The sequence below is a fragment of the Bradyrhizobium sp. 160 genome, assembly GCF_023073735.1.
Lineage (GTDB): Bacteria > Pseudomonadota > Alphaproteobacteria > Rhizobiales > Xanthobacteraceae > Bradyrhizobium.
The window spans coordinates 51,083-70,235 of the sequence record NZ_JADPKD010000044.1 but is presented as its reverse complement, the minus strand read 5'-3'; the positions used below and the strand labels follow the sequence as shown (position 1 = coordinate 70,235).

The 19,153-nt window shown below is 64.2% G+C and carries 16 protein-coding genes; 12 read left to right on the top strand and 4 right to left on the bottom strand.

What is annotated here, in order from left to right:
• Positions 1-40: 40 nt before the first annotated feature.
• Positions 41-1,258: a patatin-like phospholipase family protein gene (locus IVA98_RS17845; protein WP_247334257.1), complete on the top strand. Its 1,218-nt coding sequence runs from the start codon at positions 41-43 to the stop codon at positions 1,256-1,258.
• Here IVA98_RS17845 and IVA98_RS17840 read toward each other — a convergent pair.
• On the bottom strand, positions 1,250-2,494 hold the full coding sequence (locus IVA98_RS17840) for an amidase (protein ID WP_247300781.1): 1,245 nt from the start codon (positions 2,492-2,494) through the stop codon (positions 1,250-1,252). The genes IVA98_RS17845 and IVA98_RS17840 overlap by 9 nt on opposite strands.
• Positions 2,495-2,584: 90 nt before the next feature.
• On the opposite strand from IVA98_RS17840, the gene dprA reads away from it, so the two are divergent.
• Positions 2,585-3,727, top strand: coding sequence for a DNA-processing protein DprA (gene dprA / locus IVA98_RS17835; protein WP_247300780.1), 1,143 nt, complete (start codon positions 2,585-2,587; stop codon positions 3,725-3,727).
• A gap of 69 nt (positions 3,728-3,796) precedes the next feature.
• Here dprA and IVA98_RS17830 read toward each other — a convergent pair whose 3' ends face one another.
• Together IVA98_RS17830 and IVA98_RS17825 are read right to left on the bottom strand one after the other, a co-directional pair.
• Positions 3,797-3,979, bottom strand: a complete 183-nt coding sequence (locus IVA98_RS17830; protein WP_247300779.1) for a hypothetical protein — start codon at positions 3,977-3,979, stop codon at positions 3,797-3,799.
• A 177-nt stretch (positions 3,980-4,156) separates the two neighbouring features.
• Entirely contained in the window at positions 4,157-4,930 is a 774-nt protein-coding gene (locus tag IVA98_RS17825; protein ID WP_247300778.1) for an SDR family oxidoreductase, read from the bottom strand.
• Between the two features lie 121 nt (positions 4,931-5,051).
• Between IVA98_RS17825 and IVA98_RS17820 the strand changes: the two genes are divergently transcribed.
• Both IVA98_RS17820 and IVA98_RS17815 read left to right on the top strand, forming a co-directional pair.
• Positions 5,052-5,519 (top strand): winged helix-turn-helix transcriptional regulator, encoded by a 468-nt coding sequence (locus IVA98_RS17820; protein ID WP_247300777.1) that lies wholly within the window; start codon positions 5,052-5,054, stop codon positions 5,517-5,519.
• Between the two features lie 124 nt (positions 5,520-5,643).
• Positions 5,644-6,255 carry a flavodoxin family protein gene (locus IVA98_RS17815; protein ID WP_247300776.1) on the top strand — a complete coding sequence of 204 codons (612 nt, stop codon included), beginning with the start codon at positions 5,644-5,646 and terminating at the stop codon, positions 6,253-6,255.
• A 71-nt stretch (positions 6,256-6,326) separates the two neighbouring features.
• Here the strand turns inward: IVA98_RS17815 and IVA98_RS17810 are convergent, their stop codons facing one another.
• Positions 6,327-6,566 (bottom strand): hypothetical protein, encoded by a 240-nt coding sequence (locus IVA98_RS17810; protein WP_247300775.1) that lies wholly within the window; start codon positions 6,564-6,566, stop codon positions 6,327-6,329.
• Positions 6,567-6,794: 228 nt separating this feature from the next.
• On the opposite strand from IVA98_RS17810, the gene topA reads away from it, so the two are divergent.
• The 8 genes from topA (at position 6,795) to mdoH (ending at position 19,054) form a co-directional block, all read left to right on the top strand.
• Entirely contained in the window at positions 6,795-9,545 is a 2,751-nt protein-coding gene (gene topA, locus IVA98_RS17805; protein WP_247334254.1) for a type I DNA topoisomerase, read from the top strand.
• A 7-nt stretch (positions 9,546-9,552) separates the two neighbouring features.
• Positions 9,553-11,910: a ribonuclease R gene (rnr, locus tag IVA98_RS17800; RefSeq protein WP_247355286.1), complete on the top strand. Its 2,358-nt coding sequence runs from the start codon at positions 9,553-9,555 to the stop codon at positions 11,908-11,910.
• Positions 11,904-12,344, top strand: coding sequence for a DUF983 domain-containing protein (locus IVA98_RS17795; protein ID WP_247277009.1), 441 nt, complete (start codon positions 11,904-11,906; stop codon positions 12,342-12,344). Before rnr ends, IVA98_RS17795 begins: the two co-directional genes overlap by 7 nt.
• A gap of 32 nt (positions 12,345-12,376) precedes the next feature.
• Positions 12,377-13,129 (top strand): NUDIX hydrolase, encoded by a 753-nt coding sequence (locus IVA98_RS17790; protein ID WP_247300772.1) that lies wholly within the window; start codon positions 12,377-12,379, stop codon positions 13,127-13,129.
• Positions 13,130-13,393: 264 nt separating this feature from the next.
• Entirely contained in the window at positions 13,394-14,719 is a 1,326-nt protein-coding gene (locus IVA98_RS17785) for an LLM class flavin-dependent oxidoreductase (protein WP_247300771.1), read from the top strand.
• Positions 14,720-14,841: 122 nt separating this feature from the next.
• Positions 14,842-15,009: a 50S ribosomal protein L33 gene (gene rpmG, locus IVA98_RS17780; RefSeq protein WP_007603295.1), complete on the top strand. Its 168-nt coding sequence runs from the start codon at positions 14,842-14,844 to the stop codon at positions 15,007-15,009.
• 446 nt (positions 15,010-15,455) lie between these two features.
• Positions 15,456-16,916, top strand: coding sequence for a glucan biosynthesis protein G (locus tag IVA98_RS17775; protein WP_247334264.1), 1,461 nt, complete (start codon positions 15,456-15,458; stop codon positions 16,914-16,916).
• Entirely contained in the window at positions 16,904-19,054 is a 2,151-nt protein-coding gene (gene mdoH, locus IVA98_RS17770) for a glucans biosynthesis glucosyltransferase MdoH (RefSeq protein ID WP_247355285.1), read from the top strand. The genes IVA98_RS17775 and mdoH overlap by 13 nt, the downstream gene beginning before the upstream one ends.
• Positions 19,055-19,153: the final 99 nt, after the last annotated feature.

Genomic DNA, 19,153 nt, shown 5'->3' with positions numbered 1-19,153 from the left:
GCCTGTCATCCCGACAGTGAAATGGTGGCGGTTGCTCAGAATGAGCGAGAAGATTGTCGACGCGCATGACGGGGTTGGTTCGCGGGGTGCTTCCGGCACCGCAGCGAGCCGATTGCTTTCGATGACCAATATCTGGTCCGATGCGCCCTCGCCGCGTGTCGACACGCCTGCGCCCGTTTCATCGCAGGCGCCGCAGCCTGAGCCCCCTACGAAAGCCGACGCTCCGCTCGATATCGTGGTGAGGAAGGCTGTACCGGGCGTGACCGCGCGTGCACATTCCGCCCAATGGCCGCCGCGAAAGCTCTCGCTGGCGCTGCAGGGCGGCGGCACTTTTGCGGCCTTCACCTGGGGCGTGCTCGAGCGGCTGCTGGAAGAGCCTGATATCGCGATCGACACCATCAGCGGCGCCAGCGCCGGCGCCATCAACGCGCTGCTGCTCGCCTCCGGCTTTGCCGAAGCTGGCCGCGAAGGCGCCCGCGCCCGGCTGAATCGGTTCTGGCTCCGGCTGATGCACGAAGCCTCGTTTCGCGCGCTGATGTTGGTCGGCGGCTTCTCGCCGGCGGGAAGCTCGGTCGCGTTCGGGCCGACGCTGCGCTCCGGTCACTTTGATCCGTTCGATCTCGATCCGCTGCGGCAGGCTCTGTCGCGCGACATCGATTTCGCCGCCCTGCGCCATCCGAACTGCCCGAAGCTTCTGATCGCAGCGACGCGGATCCGCGACGGCCAGCAGCAGATCTTCCGCAACGAGGCAATTACCACCGACGTCGCGCTGGCCTCGACCTGCCCGCCGCTCGTCCACTGCGCCGTCGAGATCGACGGCGAGGCCTATTGGGACGGCGGCCTTGGCGGCAACCCGCCGCTGCTGCGGCTGGCTCAGGACACGACGACCGCCGATGTGCTGCTCGTCCAGGTCACGCCGGCGCGCGACAGCTACGTACCGATCACACTCGCCGCGATCGACCGCCGGCTCGACCAGATCGCGGCGAACGCCGCCCTCAATGCCGAGATCGCCGCGATCGAATGGGCGCAGTCGCAAGCCGCGCCGTCCTTGCGGCTCTCCAGGATCGCGGCAGAAGATTCCGTTGACGGGCTGGCGCAGCGCTCATCCACCGATCTCGGCCGCGGCTTCATTCGCCTGCTGCACCGGAGCGGCCGCGAGGCCGCCGAGCGCTGGATGAAGCAAGGTGCAGCTAGCAGCGCAGCGCCGGCTGCTGCATCCGGCCATCGCATTGCTGCCCCCGAACCCGCGCTAGCCTGATTTCGCCAGCGCCTCCTCCAGGAACCAGGCCGCCGCAAGTGCGCGCGGATCGTTGCCGAAACGCGCGATCACCTGCACGCCGATCGGCAGGCCGCCGACCTTCAGCACCGGCACGTTGACGCAAGGATTGCCCATCAGGGTCCAGAGCCTGTTGTAACGGGGATCGCCCGTGGTCGCGAGCTCCTTGGCGGGCGCGGTGCCCGGCGCGGAATAGGTCAGGAGCACGTCGACGCCTTCGAACAGCTCACCGAGCTCACGGCGGCCGCGGCGGCTGATCCGCCGCGCTTCGTCATAGTCCTGCGGCGTCAGGCCAACCGTCGCATCGAGACTGGCACGCAGCATCGGCGCGATCTCGTCGTGGCGTTCGGAAAACTCCCAGGCCAGCGCGCGATGCGCCTCGAAATCCTGAATGATCGGATGGATGCGCCAGGCCTCCTGCACCGCTTCGGGCAGATCGATGGTCTGCACGCTGGCGCCGGCGCGCGTCGCCGCCTTGATCGCGGCTTGCAGCCCCTCTTCGGCCGCCGGCTCCACTGCGCCGGCGAATTCCTGCCTGACCACGCCGATGCGCGGCGACGTCGCGGCGGCAATGCCGGAGAATTCGCCGCGCCCCGTCATCGCCAACAGCCCGCGCGCGAGATCTTCCACGCGCGCGCCGAACAGGCCGACCGTATCGAGCGCCCACGAGTAGCACTTCACACCGACCGTCGGCAGCATGCGGAACGACGGCTTGATAGCAGCGGTCCCGCAATAGGCGGCGGGACGGATCACCGAGCCACCGGTCTGGGTGCCCAGCGCCAGCGGGATCATGCCGGCGCCGACGGCTGCCGCCGAACCGGAGGATGAGCCGCCCGGAGAATGGCCGAGATTATGCGGATTGCGCGTCGGGGTGGGATCGCGCGAGGCGAACGCCGTGGTCGTGGTTTTGCCGATGATGGTTGCCCCGGCCCGCTTCAGCATCATCACGACGGGCGCATCCGAGCGCGGCTGCCACCCGCGATAGATCTCCGAGCCCATCTCGGTCGGGAAATCGGCGGTATCGATGATGTCCTTGATCCCGATCGCGATGCCGCGCAGCGGACCGGCGCTTTGCGCCTTCGCGGCCTTGTCGTGGCGGACGAAGGCGCGGACGTCCTTCTCCTTGGCCTCGATCGCCGCATGCGATTGCGCGATCGCGGAATCGGGCGACAGCTCCCCCGCTTCGATGCGGCGCTGGAGGTCGGCGAGTGAGATCATGGCAAATCCTTCTTATTGGCATCGCTTTTAGCATCGGGGCGGGGTCGCGCAAGCGCACGTCACTGTTGCGCAACGCCCTCAGGTTGTTCCATGCTGTGCCTGCAAGGAGACGCCGTGGACGCCATCAATCCAAGCGTGGAGCTGACCGAGTCTGAGCGGATCGACCGCCTGCGGCTGATCCGCTCAGACAATGTGGGCCCGCGCACCTTCCGTTCGCTGGTCGATCATTTCGGCACCGCGCGCGCCGCGCTGGAGCGGCTGCCAGATCTGGCGCGCCGCGGCGGCGCGGCGCGATCGGGGCGCATCTGTAGCGCCGATGAAGCCAAGGCCGAGCTCGCCGCAAGCCGCAAGTTCGGCATCGCCTGGCTCGCGCCCGGTGAAGATGGCTATCCGGCGCGGCTCGCAACGCTGGACGATGCACCGCCTTTGCTCGCCGTGCGCGGCGACACGAAAAGCTTGATGCGGCCGATGATCGCGATCGTCGGCTCGCGCAATGCTTCCGGCGCCGGGCTGAAGTTTGCCGGGCAGCTTGCGCGCGAGCTCGGCGAAGCCGGTTTTGTCATCATCTCGGGTCTCGCCCGCGGCGTCGACCAGGCCGCGCATCGCACGAGCGTCGCAAGCGGCACGATCGCCGTGCTCGCCGGCGGGCATGATTGCATCTATCCGCCCGAACATACCGATTTGCTCGCAGCGATCCTCGACCATGAGGGCGCGGCAATCTCCGAAATGCCGCTCGGCCACGAGCCGCGCGCCCGCGACTTTCCCCGCCGCAACCGACTGATCTCCGGTGCGTCGCTCGGCGTGATCGTGGTGGAAGCGGCGCACCGCTCGGGCTCGCTGATCACCGCGCGCATGGCGGCCGAACAGGGCCGCGAGGTATTCGCGGTTCCCGGCTCGCCGCTCGATCCGCGCGCCGCCGGCACCAACGATCTGATCAAGCAGGGCGCAACCCTCGTCACCGAGGCCGCCGACATCATCAACGCGGTGCAGCCGATCATGGAGCGGCCGCTGATGCATCCGGCAGGCGAGCCCGACAGCGAGCCGTTCGAGAGCGATCCGCAAGGCCACGACCGCGACCAGATCACCGCCCTGCTCGGTCCTGCCCCGATCTCGATCGACGATCTCGTGCGGATGTCCGGCGCCTCGCCCGCAATCGTGCGCACCGTGCTCCTGGAGCTCGAATTGGCCGGAAAGCTGGAGCGTCACGGCGGCGGATTGGTGTCGCTGCTCTAGCCGTCGGTGCGCACGTCGAAGCGCAAGCGCGCGGCCGCGATCCGCCCCTGGTGCGCCGTCGCCGCGGGGCTACAACCAAGCGCCCTGAATGCCCAGGATGATGGCTATCAGCGAAATAAACAGTCCGATGCCGGCGAACAGAGCGGTCCCGATGAGCTCGGACTTGTCGGTCCGTTTGCCGGGAATGGCAGAATCTTCGGTGTAAACACGCGGTGCTGAAATCGACGAAGAAATAGGGGCTGCTTTCGGCATAACGGGCTCCCTTAAAATGAGTCTTCTGACCCCCTGCCCTTAAGAACGTCTTGGCAGTACGCGCGAAGGTTCAACGCCTCACGCAAAGGTTTTCGAAATGCATCCCCCGAGGCGTAGGAACCGGCCGGCGCAACCGCTTCCCGTTGCGCTGGCCGATTCAATTTGCACTTGATTTGATTAGCCCCGATAGATCGGCGCGCCGCTCGGAGATGCGACCGCGCCGCCGTCGACGAAGATCTCCTGGCCCTGCACATGCGCGGAATCATCGGAAGCGAGGAACAGCACGGTCTTTGCAACGTGATCCGTTTCGCCGATGCGCCCGAGCGGCGTCGAGAGCGCGATGCGCCTCTCGAATGCCTTCTCGGCCTCGGGCGTCGCCACCGCAGGTCCCCAGATCGGTGTGCGGATCGCGCCCGGCGCGACCACGTTGACGCGGATGCCGCGCGGCGACAGTTCCGAGGCCATGGTCCGCGCCATGGCGCGAACGCCGGCCTTCGCGGCGCCGTAAGCCGAGTAGCCGGGAATGCCGAGCACCGAGATCACCGAGCCGTTGAGGATGATCGAGGCATTGTCGTTAAGGTAGGGCAGCGCGGATTGAACGGTGAAGAACACGCCGGTGAGGTTCGTGCGGATCACGGTCTCGAAGATCTCAAGCGTGGCTGAGCCGAGCGGCGTGCCGCCGGCGATGCCGGCATTGGCGAAGACGATGTCGACCTTGCCGAACTTGTCCGCGCCCTTCTTGATCGCGGCTTCGGTCGCGGCGATGTCGGTGGCGTCGGCAACCAGCGCAAGCGCGTTCGGCCCGAGCTCTTTCGCAGCGGCCTCCAGCGTCCCCTTGTTGCGGCCGGTGATCACCACCTTGGCGCCCTCGGCCACGAACAGCTTTGCGGTCGCAAGGCCAATGCCGCTGTTGCCGCCGGTAATCAGGGCCGTCTTGTTCTTCAATCTCACGCTCGCCTCCAGTGGTTGCATTATGAAACTAAGTTGCCATCTAGGACAAATGGTTTATGATGCAACCACACAAGCGCGTGATCGGCGCGGAAGGCGGGCGAACGCGACAGGACGAAAGACAATGGTGAGACGAACGAGCTTCGACGGCGATTCCTGCCCGATCGCACGGTCGTTGGAGGCGCTTGGCGACTGGTGGTCGCTGCTGATCATCCGCGAGGCACTGTTGGGCGTACGGCGCTTCGGCGAATTCCAGAGCAAGCTCGGCATGGCCAAGAACATTCTGGCCGCGCGCCTGCGGTCACTCGTCGAGCACGGCATTCTGGCGACCGCCCCCGCTTCCGACGGCAGCGCCTACCAGGAATATGTGCTGACGCCGAAGGGCCGCGGCACCTTCCCGGTGCTGGTGGCGCTACGGCAATGGAGCGAGGAGTTCGACGATCACCCCGACGAGATCGCGACCATTCTGGTCGATCGCGCCAAGGGCCGCCCGGTGAAGAAACTCGAATTGCGCGCCGAGGACGGCCGCCTGCTCAGCCCGGCGGACACCATGTTGAAGCCGCGGCCGGCGCCGCGGCGCAGATCGGCGTAGCTGCGGCGCACCGCCCCAACCCCCATCATTGCGATGGGGTCCTGGCGACAAGGCAATCCACACTGCTCCCGCGGAAAGATTCTGGATTTGCTTCGCTATGCGCGCAAATGAGGACGCGGGGGACTTGTACAAATTCGAGACGGCGTCAAAGATGGCTTGGACACCGCAAACTGGCACCACCATGCCCCTGCTCGCTATCGTCTATTTTTCCATCTCCGGCACCACAGAAACGCTAGCGCATGCGGTGGTGCGCGGCGCGGCTGAGATGGCACAGATCGCGCTTTGTCGGATCGCCGGCGACGACATCGTGTCAGGCCGCTTCCAGAATGAGAGACTACTGGAGACGATTGACGGCGCGAGCGCCATTGCATTTGGCAGCCCGACCTATATGGGCGGACCGGCAGCGCAATTCAAAGCCTTCGCTGACGCCTCAAGTGACCGATGGACTCGCCAGCGATGGGCCAACAAGATCGCAGCCGGATTCACGACCGGCGCGTGCGCAGGCGGCGATCAACTGCACACATTGACCTACTTTTCCATTCTCGCTGCGCAGCACGGCATGCTCTGGTGCGGGCTGGATATCCCGGGCGGAGAGGATCCGAGCAACCGCAATCGCTTGGGCAGCCAGCTTGGCCTGGCGACGCACTTGATCAACGGCACCTTGCCTCAGAGCGATTTGAGCACGGCCGAATATCTCGGCCAGAGACTGGCTCGGATGGCAGGCCGCAACAGTTAACTGCCCTCATTGCCTCCAGCGACGAGCGCCACGCGCGCGCAGGGATGACTGAACTGATAGAGGCGCAGATCTCACGACAGCTTGCGCTTGCTCCGCAATCTCAGATGCTCGTCGGCCTCGAGCTGGGTCATGCCCAATAAATAATGCAACATGTGCAGCTTGTGGCGCTCGGCGAGCTTGCCCAGGGCGGCCGTCTGCTCCGCGATGAAGGCGACCGCCTCATCCGCCCCGCCTTCCCCCGGTTCCTCATTGCGCGAGCCTCCCGGCGCGCCTGATCCGGCGCGCGCCCGTTTCCTTGCTGGCTTAGCCACCAGACCCCACCCCGAATCCATGCCCCGCAGAAACCTTACGCCGACATCGGTCGCAACTCCAAGGTGGTATTTTGCAACTTTTTCGATATGAAACTTTTCCCATCACTGCGGCCTTCAACACGCCCCGATTTGACAGGGACGGCCTCACCACCCATGTTCGGGTCGAAACGGCCGACCCGAATCCTTTGGTTTTCGGCCCAAGATTTTCCCGTAAGTTACTGGAACTACATGAATATCGTTATTGTGGAGTCGCCGGCGAAAGCCAAGACGATCAACAAATATCTGGGCTCGTCCTACGAGGTCCTGGCTTCGTTCGGCCATGTCCGCGACCTCCCCGCCAAGAACGGTTCCGTTGATCCTGACGCCAATTTCAAGATGATCTGGGAGGTCGACCCGAAGGCCGCCGGGCGGCTAAACGATATCGCGAGATCGCTGAAGGGCGCTGACCGCCTGATTCTCGCCACCGACCCCGATCGTGAGGGCGAGGCCATCTCCTGGCACGTGCTGGAGGTGATGAAAGAGAAGCGCGCGCTGAAGGACCAAAAGATCGAGCGCGTGGTGTTCAACGCCATCACCAAGCAGGCTGTCACCGACGCGATGAAGCATCCGCGCCAGATCGACGGCGCCCTGGTCGACGCCTATATGGCGCGCCGTGCGCTCGACTATCTGGTCGGCTTCACCCTCTCCCCCGTGCTGTGGCGCAAGCTGCCGGGCGCGCGCTCGGCCGGCCGCGTGCAGTCGGTGGCGCTGCGCCTCGTTTGCGATCGCGAGCTCGAGATCGAGAAGTTCGTCGCGCGCGAATATTGGTCGCTGGTCGCGACCCTGCTGACCCCGCGCGGCGATGCCTTCGAGGCCCGCCTCGTCGGCGCCGACGGCAAGAAGATCCAGCGCCTTGACATCGGCACCGGCGCGGAAGCCGAAGACTTCAAGAAGGCGCTGGAAGCGGCCGCCTACGCCGTGACCGCGGTCGATGCCAAGCCCGCGCGGCGCAATCCGCAGGCGCCCTTCACCACCTCGACGCTGCAGCAGGAAGCCAGCCGCAAATACGGCTTTGCGCCGGCGCACACGATGCGCATCGCCCAGCGGCTCTATGAAGGCATCGACATCGGCGGGGAGACCACCGGACTCATTACCTATATGCGTACCGACGGCGTGCAGATCGCACCTGAAGCGATCACCCAGGCGCGTAAGGTGATCGGCGAGGATTACGGCAACGCCTATGTGCCCGACGCTCCCCGCCAGTACCAGACCAAGGCCAAGAACGCCCAGGAAGCGCACGAGGCGATCCGCCCGACGGATCTGTCGCGCCGGCCCGACAGCATGAGCCGCAAGCTCGATTCCGATCAGGCGAAACTCTACGAGTTGATCTGGAAGCGCACCATCGCAAGCCAAATGGAAGCGGCCGAGCTCGAGCGCACCACGGTCGACATCACCGCGAAGGCCGGCGGCCGTACGCTGGAGCTGCGCGCCACCGGTCAGGTCATCAAGTTCGACGGCTTCCTCGCGCTCTACCAGGAAGGCCGCGACGACGAGGAGGACGATGATTCCCGCCGCCTGCCCGGCATGAGCGCCGGCGAAGCCCTGAAGCGGCAGTCGCTCGCCGTCACTCAGCATTTCACCGAGCCGCCGCCGCGCTTCTCGGAGGCATCCCTCGTCAAGCGCATGGAAGAGCTCGGCATCGGCCGTCCCTCGACCTATGCCTCGATCCTCCAGGTTCTGAAGGACCGCGGCTACGTCAAGCTGGAGAAGAAGCGCCTGCACGGCGAGGACAAGGGCCGCGTCGTGATCGCGTTCCTCGAAAGCTTCTTCAGCCGCTATGTCGAATACGATTTCACCGCGGGCCTCGAAGAGCAGCTCGACCGCATCTCGAACAACGAGATCTCCTGGCAGGAGGTGCTGAGGGATTTCTGGCGCGACTTCATCGGCGCCGTCGACGAGATCAAGGACCTGCGCGTCGCGCAGGTGCTGGACGTGCTCGACGAGATGCTGGGCCCGCACATCTACCCGCCGCGCGCCGATGGCGGCGACGTCAGGCAATGCCCGAATTGCGGCACGGGCCGGCTCAACCTCAAGGCCGGCAAGTTCGGCGCCTTCGTCGGCTGCTCGAACTATCCGGAATGCCGCTACACCCGCCAGCTCGCCGCCGATGGCGAAGCCAGCGCCGACCGCTCGCTCGGCCAGGATCCCGACACCGGCTTCGATGTCTGGGTCAAGGCCGGCCGCTTCGGCCCCTACATCCAGCTCGGCGAGCAGAAGGATTATGCGGAAGGCGAGAAGCCGAAGCGCGCGGGCATTCCGAAGGGCACCTCGCCCAGCGATGTCGACCTCGAGCTTGCGCTGAAATTGCTGTCGCTGCCGCGCGAGATCGGCAAGCACCCCGAGACGGGTCAGCCGATCACCGCCGGCCTCGGCCGCTTCGGGCCCTTCGTGAAGCACGACAAGACCTATGCGAGTCTCGAAGCCGGCGACGAAGTGTTCGACATCGGCCTCAATCGCGCGGTGACGCTGATCGCCGAGAAGGCGGCGAAGGGCCCGAGCCGCCGCTTCGGCGCCGATCCCGGCAAGACGATCGGCGATCATCCGACGCTCGGCACCGTCACCGTGAAGAGCGGCCGCTATGGCCCCTATGTCGCCGCAGGCGGTGTCAACGCGACGATCCCGGCCGAGTTCGAAAAGGATGCCATCACGCTGCCGCAGGCGATCGCGCTGATCGACGAACGCGCGGCCAAGGGCGGCGGCAAGACCAAGCCGAAGAAGGCGGCAAAGCCCGCCAAGGCCAAGAAGACTACAGAGAAGGCTGCGGACGGTGAGGACGCCGCGCCGAAGCCGAAGAAGCCGGCCGCGAAGAAAGCCCCGGCCAAATCGAAAACCGAATCCACCAGCAAGGCGCGCGCCGCCGTCTCGTCGACTGCCAAGACGTCGCCGACCAAGGCGGCCCCCACCAAGGCCCCGGCCAAGAAGAGTGCCGGCAAGAATTAGAGGTTAAGTGAAACGCAAGAATGACCATGGCTTTCCCGACAGGGCAGCCATCGTCGCCTTCATCAAGGCAAACCACGGAGAGGTCGGGACCCGCGAAATTGCGCGCGAGTTCGGCCTGAAGAACGCCGATCGCGCCGAGCTCAGGCGCATGCTGCGCGAGCTCGCCGACGACGGCATCATCAAGAAGAAGCGCCACAAGATCTCCGAGCCCGACACGCTGCCGCCGACGCTGCTCGCCGACATCACGGGCCGCGACTCCGACGGCGAATTGATCGCCTCCCCCGCCGAATGGGACGAGGTCGAAAGCGGCGAGCCGCCAAAAATCCTGATCGAGATGCCGCGCCGGCCCAAGCCTGGCACGGCCGCCGGTGTCGGCGACCGCGCATTGCTGCGCGTCGAGCGCTCGGACGAGGACGCAGGTCCCGCCTATCGCGGCCGCATCATCAAGGTCATCGACAAGGCCAAGAGCCGTATCCTCGGCGTCTTCCGCAGTCTTTCCGAAGGCGGCGGACGGCTCGTTCCTGTCGACAAGAAGTTCGCCGACCGCGAGCTGAACATCGCGAAGACCGATACACAAGGCGCGCAAGACGGTGACCTCGTCAGCGTCGACATCGTCCGCTCGCGCGGCTTTGGCCTGGCCTCCGGCCGCGTCAAGGAGAGGCTCGGCTCGGTCAAGTCGGAGAAGGCCATCAGCCTGATCGCGATCTATGCCCACGACATCCCGTTGCAATTCTCGCCCGCGGCCGAGCGCGAGGCGGAGGCGGCGGAGCCTGCGAACCTGAAAGGGCGCGAGGATTGGCGCGATGTTCCGCTCGTCACCATCGATCCGCCGGATGCGAAGGATCACGACGACGCGGTCCACGCGCAGCCCGACGACGATCCCAATAACAAGGGTGGCTTCATCGTCAACGTGGCCATCGCAGACGTGAGCTTCTATGTCCGGCCGTGCACCGCGCTCGACCGCGACGCGCTCGATCGCGGCAACTCGGTCTATTTCCCCGACCGCGTCGTGCCGATGCTGCCGGAGCGCATCTCCAACAATCTCTGTTCGCTCGTGCCAGGCGAGCCGCGCGGCGCACTGGCGGTGCGCATGGTGATCGGACCGGACGGCCGCAAGCGCTCGCACAGCTTCCACCGCATCCTGATGCGCTCGGCGGCGAAGCTGCATTATGCGCAGGCACAGGCTGCGATCGACGGTCGGCCCGATGATGCCACCGGCCCGCTGCTCGATCCGATCCTGAAGCCGCTCTACGCGGCTTACGCCTGCGTCAAGCGCGCGCGCGACGAGCGCGATCCGCTCAATCTCGACCTGCCCGAGCGCAAGATCCTCTTGAAGAGCGACGGAACGGTCGACCGCGTCGTCGTCCCGGAGCGTCTCGATGCGCACAAGCTGATCGAGGAGTTCATGATCCTCGCCAACGTCGCCGCGGCGGAGATGCTGGAGAAGAAGTCGCTGCCGCTGATTTACCGGGTGCACGACGAGCCGACGCTGGAGAAGGTCCACGCCCTCAGCGAGTTCCTGGAGACACTGGACGTTCCCTTCACGAAATCAGGCGCGCTGCGCCCGACGCTGTTCAACCGCGTGCTGGCCCAGCTCGAAGGCCACGATTATTACCCGCTGGTAAGCGAGGTCGTGCTGCGCGCCCAGGCCCAGGCGGAATACTCTTCGGAAAACTACGGTCATTTCGGCCTTAACCTGCGCCGTTATGCGCATTTCACCTCGCCGATCCGCCGCTATGCCGATCTCGTCGTCCATCGCGCGCTGGTCCGCGCGCTCGGCCTCGGCGAAGGCGCCCTGCCCGACAGCGCGACGCCCGAATCTCTCGGCGAAGTCGCCGCCCATATCTCACTCACCGAACGGCGCGCGATGAAGGCGGAGCGCGAGACCGTCGATCGCCTGATCGCGCACCATCTCGCCGACCGCATCGGCGCGAGTTTTCAGGGCCGCGTCTCCGGCGTCACCCGCGCCGGCCTGTTCGTCAAGCTCGCCGAGACCGGCGCCGACGGATTGATCCCGATCCGATCCCTCGGCACGGAATATTTCAACTATGACGAGAGCCGCCACGCACTGGTCGGCACGCGCAGCGGCACCATGTATCAGCTCGGTGACGTCGTCGACGTTCGTCTGATCGAAGCAGCTCCCATCGCAGGCGCGCTGCGCTTCGAGCTGCTGTCATCGGCAGGTGAGACCGGCTCCCGCGAACGCAGGCCGTTCCGCCCGCAGCGCAAATCGTCGAAGCCGCATCCGGGACGCAGTCCCGAGCAGAAGCGCAGGCCGGAGAAACAGAAGACATCCGGCAAGAGCAAGAAGGCCAAGGGGAAAAGCAAGAGCGAAGGCAAGGGACAGAAGGGCAAGGCATGGTGACGATGAGCACGGCGCCGAAGATCTGGACGCGCGAGACCGGCCTTGTCGAGAGGCGCGACGTGTGGGCTGCGATGAAGCATGGCTTTCGCGGCCGCTGCCCGCGCTGCGGCGAGGGAAAGCTGTTCCGCGCCTTTCTGAAGACGGCGGACAATTGCGCCAAATGTGACCTCGATTTCACCCCGCATCGCGCCGACGACCTGCCCGCCTATCTCGTGATCGTCATCGTCGGCCACATCGTGGTACCGGCCATCCTCTGGATCGAGACCAACTACACGACGCCGGTGTGGCTCAGTTTCGTGGCCTATCTGCCCTTTACCTTCCTCGCCTCGCTCGCGCTGTTGCAACCCGTCAAGGGAGCTGTGGTCGGCTTGCAATGGGCTCTGCGCATGCACGGGTTTGACGAGAACCCTCCCGATGGTATTCCGCCTGTGTAAGCAAAACAAACAAGAGCGGTTCGGGTGAGGACATGACGGATATTTCGCCGGCAGAGGAGAAGGCTAAAGTTCACGAGGAGAAGGAAGCCGACCACCATCCCTATTTTCGTCCGAGGGATGCAGCGACACTGATCCTGGTCGATCGCAGCGGGCCTATTCCCAAAGTGCTGGTCGGCAAGCGCCACGACAAGGTGGTGTTCATGCCCGGAAAGTTCGTCTTCCCCGGCGGCCGTGTCGACAAGGCCGATTATCGCGTGCCCTGCGCCGCCCCCATTACCGCAGAGCTCGAAGCCAATCTCGCCAAGGGCAGCCCGAAGACCCCTCCCTCGCGCGCCAAATCGCTCGCCATTGCCGCGATTCGCGAAGCCTGCGAGGAGACCGGTCTCTGCCTCGGCCGCAAGGCCGAAGGCAAGGTGCCCAAGCTCGAGGGCCCCTGGAAGCCATTCGCGGATGCCGGCCTGCTGCCTGATCCCTCCGGCCTTTTCCTGATCGCCCGTGCCATCACGCCGCCCGGCCGCGTCAAGCGCTTCGACACCCGCTTCTTCACCGCGGATGCTTCCGCGATCACCCACCGCGTCGAGGGCGTGATCCATGCCGATGCCGAGCTGGTCGAGCTGGTCTGGGTCGAGCTCGGCTCAAAACCGCTCGCAGACCTGCATCCGATGACGCGCAACGTGCTCAACGAGCTCGACACCCGCCTTGCCACCGGCCCGCTCCGCCACGATGCACCGGTGCCGTTCTTCCATTTCTACGGCGGCAAGATGCAGAAGGATGTTTTGAGCTAGGCTCCGCGGCGCTACGGATCATCCGTTATCCGGCACGCGGCTCCCTCCTCCGTCATTCCGGGGCGCGCGAAGCGCGAACCCGGAATCCATTCATCCACCGTCTCCGCAGTTCAATGGATTCCGGGTTCGCGCCCTGAGGCGCACCCCGGAATGACGTGCTGAGAGAGCCGCAAAAAACAAAAAATTCTTCCCGCCTCCCCCAATGGCGGAGTTCCCGCCCGCACCTATGTCTTTTCGAACGACAATGAAGAAGGACACCGGGCGATGGCACAACGGCAACTCAAGCTTGGCGCGTTCATGCGCCCGATCAGCATCCACACCGGCGCCTGGCGCTATCCCGGCGCCTGGCCTGACGCCAATTTCAATTTCGGCCACATCAAGACGCTGATCCGCAAGCTCGAGGCCGGCAAGTTCGACGCTTTCTTCATGGCCGATCACCTCGCCGTCTTGAACATGCCGATCAACGCGCTCAAGCGCAGCCACACCGTGACCTCGTTCGAGCCGTTCACGCTGCTGTCTGCGCTCTCGGCCGTCACCGAGCGCATCGGCCTGATCGCGACCGGATCGACCACGTTCGATGAGCCCTATCACGTCGCGCGCCGTTTCGCCTCGCTCGATCACATCAGCGGCGGGCGTGCGGGGTGGAATATCGTCACCACCTCGAATCCGGACGCGGCGCTCAACTTCGGCCGCGACGATCACATGGAGCACGCCGAACGCTACAAGCGCGCCCGCGAGTTCTACGACGTCGTCACCGGGCTCTGGGACTCCTTCGCCGACGATGCGTTCGTGCGCGACGTCGAGAGCGGCCTGTTCTTCGATCCCGCCAAGATGCACACGCTCGACCACCACGGCAAATATCTGAAAGTGCGCGGTCCCCTCAATATCGCCCGCCCCGTGCAGGGCTGGCCGGTGATCGTGCAGGCTGGCGCCTCCGAAGACGGCAGGCAGCTCGCGGCAGAGACGGCCGAGGCTGTGTTCACCGGCGGCGGCAGCCTCGCCGACGGGCAAAAGCTCTATGCCGACATCAAGAGCCGCATGGCGAAGGTCGGCCGCGATCCCGAGCACCTGAAGATCCTTCCCGGCGCCTTCGTCGTGGTCGGCGACAGCGTCGATGAGGCGAAGGAGAAGCGCGCTTTGCTCGACAGCCGCGTGCACTACGACAGCGCCATCGCCTCGCTCTCGGTCATCCTCGGCACCGACGCCTCCGGCTTCGATCCGGACGGCCCCCTCCCCGATATTCCCGAGACCAACGCCAGCAAGAGCGGTCGCCAGCGCATGGTCGATCTTGCCGCGCGCGAAAAGCTCACCGTGCGCCAGCTCGCCCAGCGCGTCGGCGGCTATGGCGGCCTGTCGTTCGTCGGCACCGCCAAGACCATCGCCGACCAGATGGAGGAATGGCTGGTCGGGCGCGGCTCCGACGGCTTCAACATCATGTTCCCGTTCCTGCCCGCCGGCCTCGACGATTTCGTCGACAAGGTGGTGCCGGAGCTGCAGCGCCGCGGGATTTTCCGCAAAGAGTATGAAGGGGTCACTTTGAGGGAGAATCTGGGCCTGCCGCGGCCGAAAAACCGTTTCTTCGAGGCCTGATCGGGCCGATTTGGGTGGTTTCTGCCCCCTAAAACCTTGACATCAGGCGGTTTCTGGCTAGGTTGCCGGCCAACGCGGGCCGTTTGGCCGGCTCCAGATTTCCTTCATTCTGAGGTTTGAATATGGCCAAAGCGGTCACCATCAAGGTCAAGCTCGTGTCCTCGGCCGACACGGGCTTCTACTACGTCGCCAAAAAGAATTCGCGCACCATGACCGACAAGCTGGTCAAGAAGAAGTATGACCCGGTCGCGCGCAAGCACGTCGAATTCCGCGAAGCCAAGATCAAGTAAGTCGCCGCAGCGTTGCAAAGCTTTGCGGGGCCCCTTCAGGGCCCCGTTTTTATTTTGGCTCTCGCTCTCGGCGCGCTGCAGCGCCTGAGCAAGCCACACAGCGATCCAGGGCCATGGCCCGGCTCTGCAGCACACCGTCGAGGTGCGCTGCGCTGCCTCCGGGGCTGAGCTAATCTGGGCGTGCGGACTTGCAAAACGCCAACACCGCCAGCTCCGGCGGTTTGCCGACCAGCCGCGAGAGCTGCCTCGCAGTTCAGGCCAGCCTTGCTTCAAATCTCCTCCTCAGTCCATTCGAACATTCTGCTGAAGTCACCAGTGTCACATCCCCTTACCCGCACGGAACTCCGAGGAACATAGGCCGTTTTCCCACCTGTTTCGAACCGGGAGACGTGAGCGTGAACCGCCGGCAAGTTCTTCGCGCATCGGCTGCGTTCTCAGTTGCCAATATGCTACTGCGTGCGGGGAAGGCTGAGACGGGCCCCGCCCAGCCGTTCAGCCCGTCCTACGTGCGCGAACTTGCCCGCGCGCTTGCCGCGAAATCATTCACGCCTGCCGACGAGAAGCTGCCGGATGCGCTGAAGAATCTCAACTATGACCAATACCGATCAATTCGCTTCGCGCCTGAGAAGGCGTTGTGGCGTGATGAGAAGCTACCGTTCGAAGTGCAATTTTTTCACCGCGGCTTTTTCTACAAGAACCGGGTCGACATTTTCCAGGTGGTGAACAGGAGCGTCATACCGATCCCGTATCGGCGTGACGACTTCTCGTTCGGAGAGGGTCTCGGACAATGGCCGGATGTCAACATCGGGTTTAGTGGATTCCGCATTCACGCTCCGATCAACAGGCCGGATTACTACGATGAAGTTTGTGTGTTCCTGGGCGCCAGTTACTTCCGAGCAGTCGCTAAAGGACTGACGTATGGCCTGTCCGCGCGCGGACTAGCGATCGATACCGGCGAGAGCAAGGGCGAAGAATTCCCGGTGTTCAAGGCTTTCTGGCTGGAGAAGCCGGTGCCAAATGCCTCGTCCATCGTGGTGCACGCGCTGCTGGACAGCAAGAGCGCGGCCGCAAGCTACCGATTCACGATCCGGCCCGGCCAAAGCACGGTTTTCGACGTCGAGATGGTTCTCTATCCCCGGGTGGACATCGAGCATGCCGGGCTCGCGCCTATGACCAGCATGTACTTCTTCGGGCCGAACGATCGCAAAGATTTTGACGATTTCCGCCCCGCGGTTCACGACTCGGATGGACTTGCGATCTTCAACGGCAGAGGTGAGCAACTCTGGCGTCCCCTCAACAATCCGCACGATCTGCAGGTCAGCAGCTTTGCCGATGTCAATCCGGGGGGCTTCGGGCTGATGCAGCGGGAGAGGAACTTCTTCGCCTATCAGGATCTCGAATCCAACTTCGAAAAGCGCCCAAGCCTATGGTTCGAACCGATCGGAGATTGGGGCGAAGGAGCGGTGAAATTATTCGAGATACCCACCAAGGAGGAGATTCACGACAACATCGCAGCGCTCTGGCAACCCAAGCAGCCGCTGACCGCCAAAAGCGAACACATCTTCACCTATCGGCTGCACTGGGGTCCGGACGCTCCCAAACCGGAGGCCCTCGCACGGTTCACGCGAACGGCGATCGGAAGCCGGGGAGATGATAGCAAACTGTTCGTGCTGGAACTGATGGGGGACCGACTCAAAGGCATCGATGCCAAGACTATCAAAGGTGTGGTGACCGCTGCACAAGCCGAAATCAGCAACATCGTCACGCAACCTAATCCCATGACAGGCGGATGGCGTCTGAGCTTCCAATGCTTGGTCAAGAAGCAAGCCGCCATCGAATTACGAGCTTTCTTGGCGCAAAACGAAGCGCCAGTCTCCGAAGTGTGGACCTATCGATGGACGCCCTGAGGCCGTCGCCGAAGCCCTCGCCGGACGCACCTGGCAGCACATTCCTGCCGCCAGAAAGCCCGCTGCCGATGCTGCCGTGCCGGCTGGATCGCGCGGCTGAAGCTAACCCGTCGCCGGTGCATTCGGGCACCGCCTTGACGCTCCGCCGCCTCTTTATTTTTGCCGGGACTGGGGTGCTGACGCTTGCAGGCGGCTACGGCATGTATGACGTGGTGAAGGTTGGCGGTGTAACCTTCCTCGAGGCGATGCTGCTCGGCTTCTTCCTTGTGCTGCTCGCATGGGTCGCCTTCTCCTTCATGTCCGCGTTCGCTGGATTCCTCGTGCTGCTCACGCGCACCCGGTCTTGTCTGCCGATCGATACGACGGGCCCACTGCCTCGTGTAACCTCCCGCACAGCCATGCTGCTACCCACGTACAATGAGGACCCGCATCATCTCATGGCGCGACTACGCGCCATGTATGAATCAGTTCAAGCTACCGGATGTGGGGACCAGTTCGACTGGTTCTTACTGAGCGATACGAGCGACCCCGACATCTGGATTCGTGAAGAGATGACGTTCATTGGGCTGCGCCGCGCCTGCTGCGCCGCGCGGCTGTACTACCGGCATCGCTCCAACAACATCGCGCGGAAATCCGGCAACATCGCCGATTGGGTCATGAGGTTTGGGTCGGTCTATGATCACATGATCGTTCTCGACGCGGACAGCCTCGTGGAGGGCGACACAATAGTTCGCCTTGTCCACGCGATGGAGTCCCATCCCGCTGCTGCGCTGATCCAGACGCAGCCGGTCATCGTCAACGCGCGCACAATTTTCAGCAGGCTGCAGCAATTCTCGGGGCGTGTTTACGGCCCCATCATTGCAGCCGGCAATGCCTGGTGGCACGGTGGCGACAGCAATTACTGGGGCCACAACGCTATTATCCGGGTGCGGGCGTTCGCTGCGGAGGCCAGCCTGCCGGAGCTGAGCGGTCGTAAGCCTTTCGGGGGTCACATCCTAAGCCATGATTTTGTCGAGGCCGCGTTGATGCGCCGCGCGGGCTGGGCAATCTATCTGGCGCCGGCGCTTGGCGGCAGCTTCGAAGAAGTCCCGCCGTCACTGCTGGACTTTGCGGCAAGAGATCGTCGCTGGTGCCAGGGTAACCTTCAGCATCTCGCAGTCTTGCCCGCGCGCGGGCTACACTGGGTCTCGCGTTTGCATTTGCTTACGGGGATCGGCTCCTATGTCACCGCGCCGCTGTGGTTTCTATTCCTGGTACTCGGCCTGCTGATTGCACTGCAGGCGCATTTCATCCGACCGGAGTATTTTCCCAAAGGCTTCAGTTTGTTTCCGACCTGGCCGCAACAGGACCCGGTGCTTGCCGCCCGGGTCTTTGCAGCGACAATGGGACTTCTGATCCTGCCGAAGCTGCTCGCCTATCTGGTGCTGATCGGCAATCGAAACGAGCGGATCGGATTCGCAGGGAGTCCTCGCGTACTGGCCGGAGTCGTTTGCGAGACGTTTCTTGCGGCTTTGATCGCTCCTTGCATGATGATCCTCCAGACCAAGGCCGTGTTTGAAATTCTAGCTGGCCGGGACGCCGGCTGGCAGGTGCAACGCCGAAGCGATGGCGAGCTGGCGCGCGGCGAAATCTATCGCAAGCTCGCCGGCCCCACGCTCTGCGGACTGGCCCTGTCGCTCAGTGCCTACGCGGTCTCTCTGCCGCTGCTGCTTTGGATGTCGCCTGTCGTGCTGGGTCTTCTGCTTTCAATCCCGTTGGGACTCATGACGTCTGCACGACTGAAGACGCCTGGACTTTTCGCCACGCCGGAAACCAACAACCCGCCCGCTGTGGTGCTCCGTGCAAACGAACTCGCCGCATCTGAGCCCACCGCGATGGCCGGGGCACTACACCAGCTCAGCCGGGATCCGGAACTGCTGGCCGAGCATTTGGGATCACTGTCGCTTGTCAAGCCGCGCAAATTTGGCGCCGTCGAGGTGCCATTGGCGACGGCAACCATCAAGCTCGAGGAATGCCAAAGCTTCGAGGATGCAGCAGCATGGCTCGACAAATCGGAATTGCGTGCCGTTCTTGGCCATCCCACGCTGCTCCAGAGAGTCCTCGAGATGCCTCGCGCAGGTAGGAATGAAGCTGCTTGAAGAGCTCAAACTGGGCCGCTGAGCGATTCTCCGTGGGCGCTGCGTCTTTCGATGACCTCGTCATGAACGCACCCATGACCGACAAGCCGGCCAAGAATT

Bases quoted from the DNA above. Each gene is read 5' to 3' on its own strand.
- IVA98_RS17845 (WP_247334257.1), top strand. From the start codon at position 41: ATGAGCGAGAAGATTGTCGACGCGCATGACGGGGTTGGTTCGCGGGGT.
- IVA98_RS17840 (WP_247300781.1), bottom strand. From the start codon at position 2,494: ATGATCTCACTCGCCGACCTCCAGCGCCGCATCGAAGCGGGGGAGCTG.
- dprA (WP_247300780.1), top strand. From the start codon at position 2,585: ATGCTGTGCCTGCAAGGAGACGCCGTGGACGCCATCAATCCAAGCGTG.
- IVA98_RS17830 (WP_247300779.1), bottom strand. From the start codon at position 3,979: ATGCCGAAAGCAGCCCCTATTTCTTCGTCGATTTCAGCACCGCGTGTT.
- IVA98_RS17820 (WP_247300777.1), top strand. From the start codon at position 5,052: ATGGTGAGACGAACGAGCTTCGACGGCGATTCCTGCCCGATCGCACGG.
- topA (WP_247334254.1), top strand. From the start codon at position 6,795: ATGAATATCGTTATTGTGGAGTCGCCGGCGAAAGCCAAGACGATCAAC.
- IVA98_RS17795 (WP_247277009.1), top strand. From the start codon at position 11,904: ATGGTGACGATGAGCACGGCGCCGAAGATCTGGACGCGCGAGACCGGC.
- IVA98_RS17790 (WP_247300772.1), top strand. From the start codon at position 12,377: ATGACGGATATTTCGCCGGCAGAGGAGAAGGCTAAAGTTCACGAGGAG.
- IVA98_RS17785 (WP_247300771.1), top strand. From the start codon at position 13,394: ATGGCACAACGGCAACTCAAGCTTGGCGCGTTCATGCGCCCGATCAGC.
- rpmG (WP_007603295.1), top strand. From the start codon at position 14,842: ATGGCCAAAGCGGTCACCATCAAGGTCAAGCTCGTGTCCTCGGCCGAC.
- IVA98_RS17775 (WP_247334264.1), top strand. From the start codon at position 15,456: ATGCTACTGCGTGCGGGGAAGGCTGAGACGGGCCCCGCCCAGCCGTTC.
- mdoH (WP_247355285.1), top strand. From the start codon at position 16,904: ATGGACGCCCTGAGGCCGTCGCCGAAGCCCTCGCCGGACGCACCTGGC.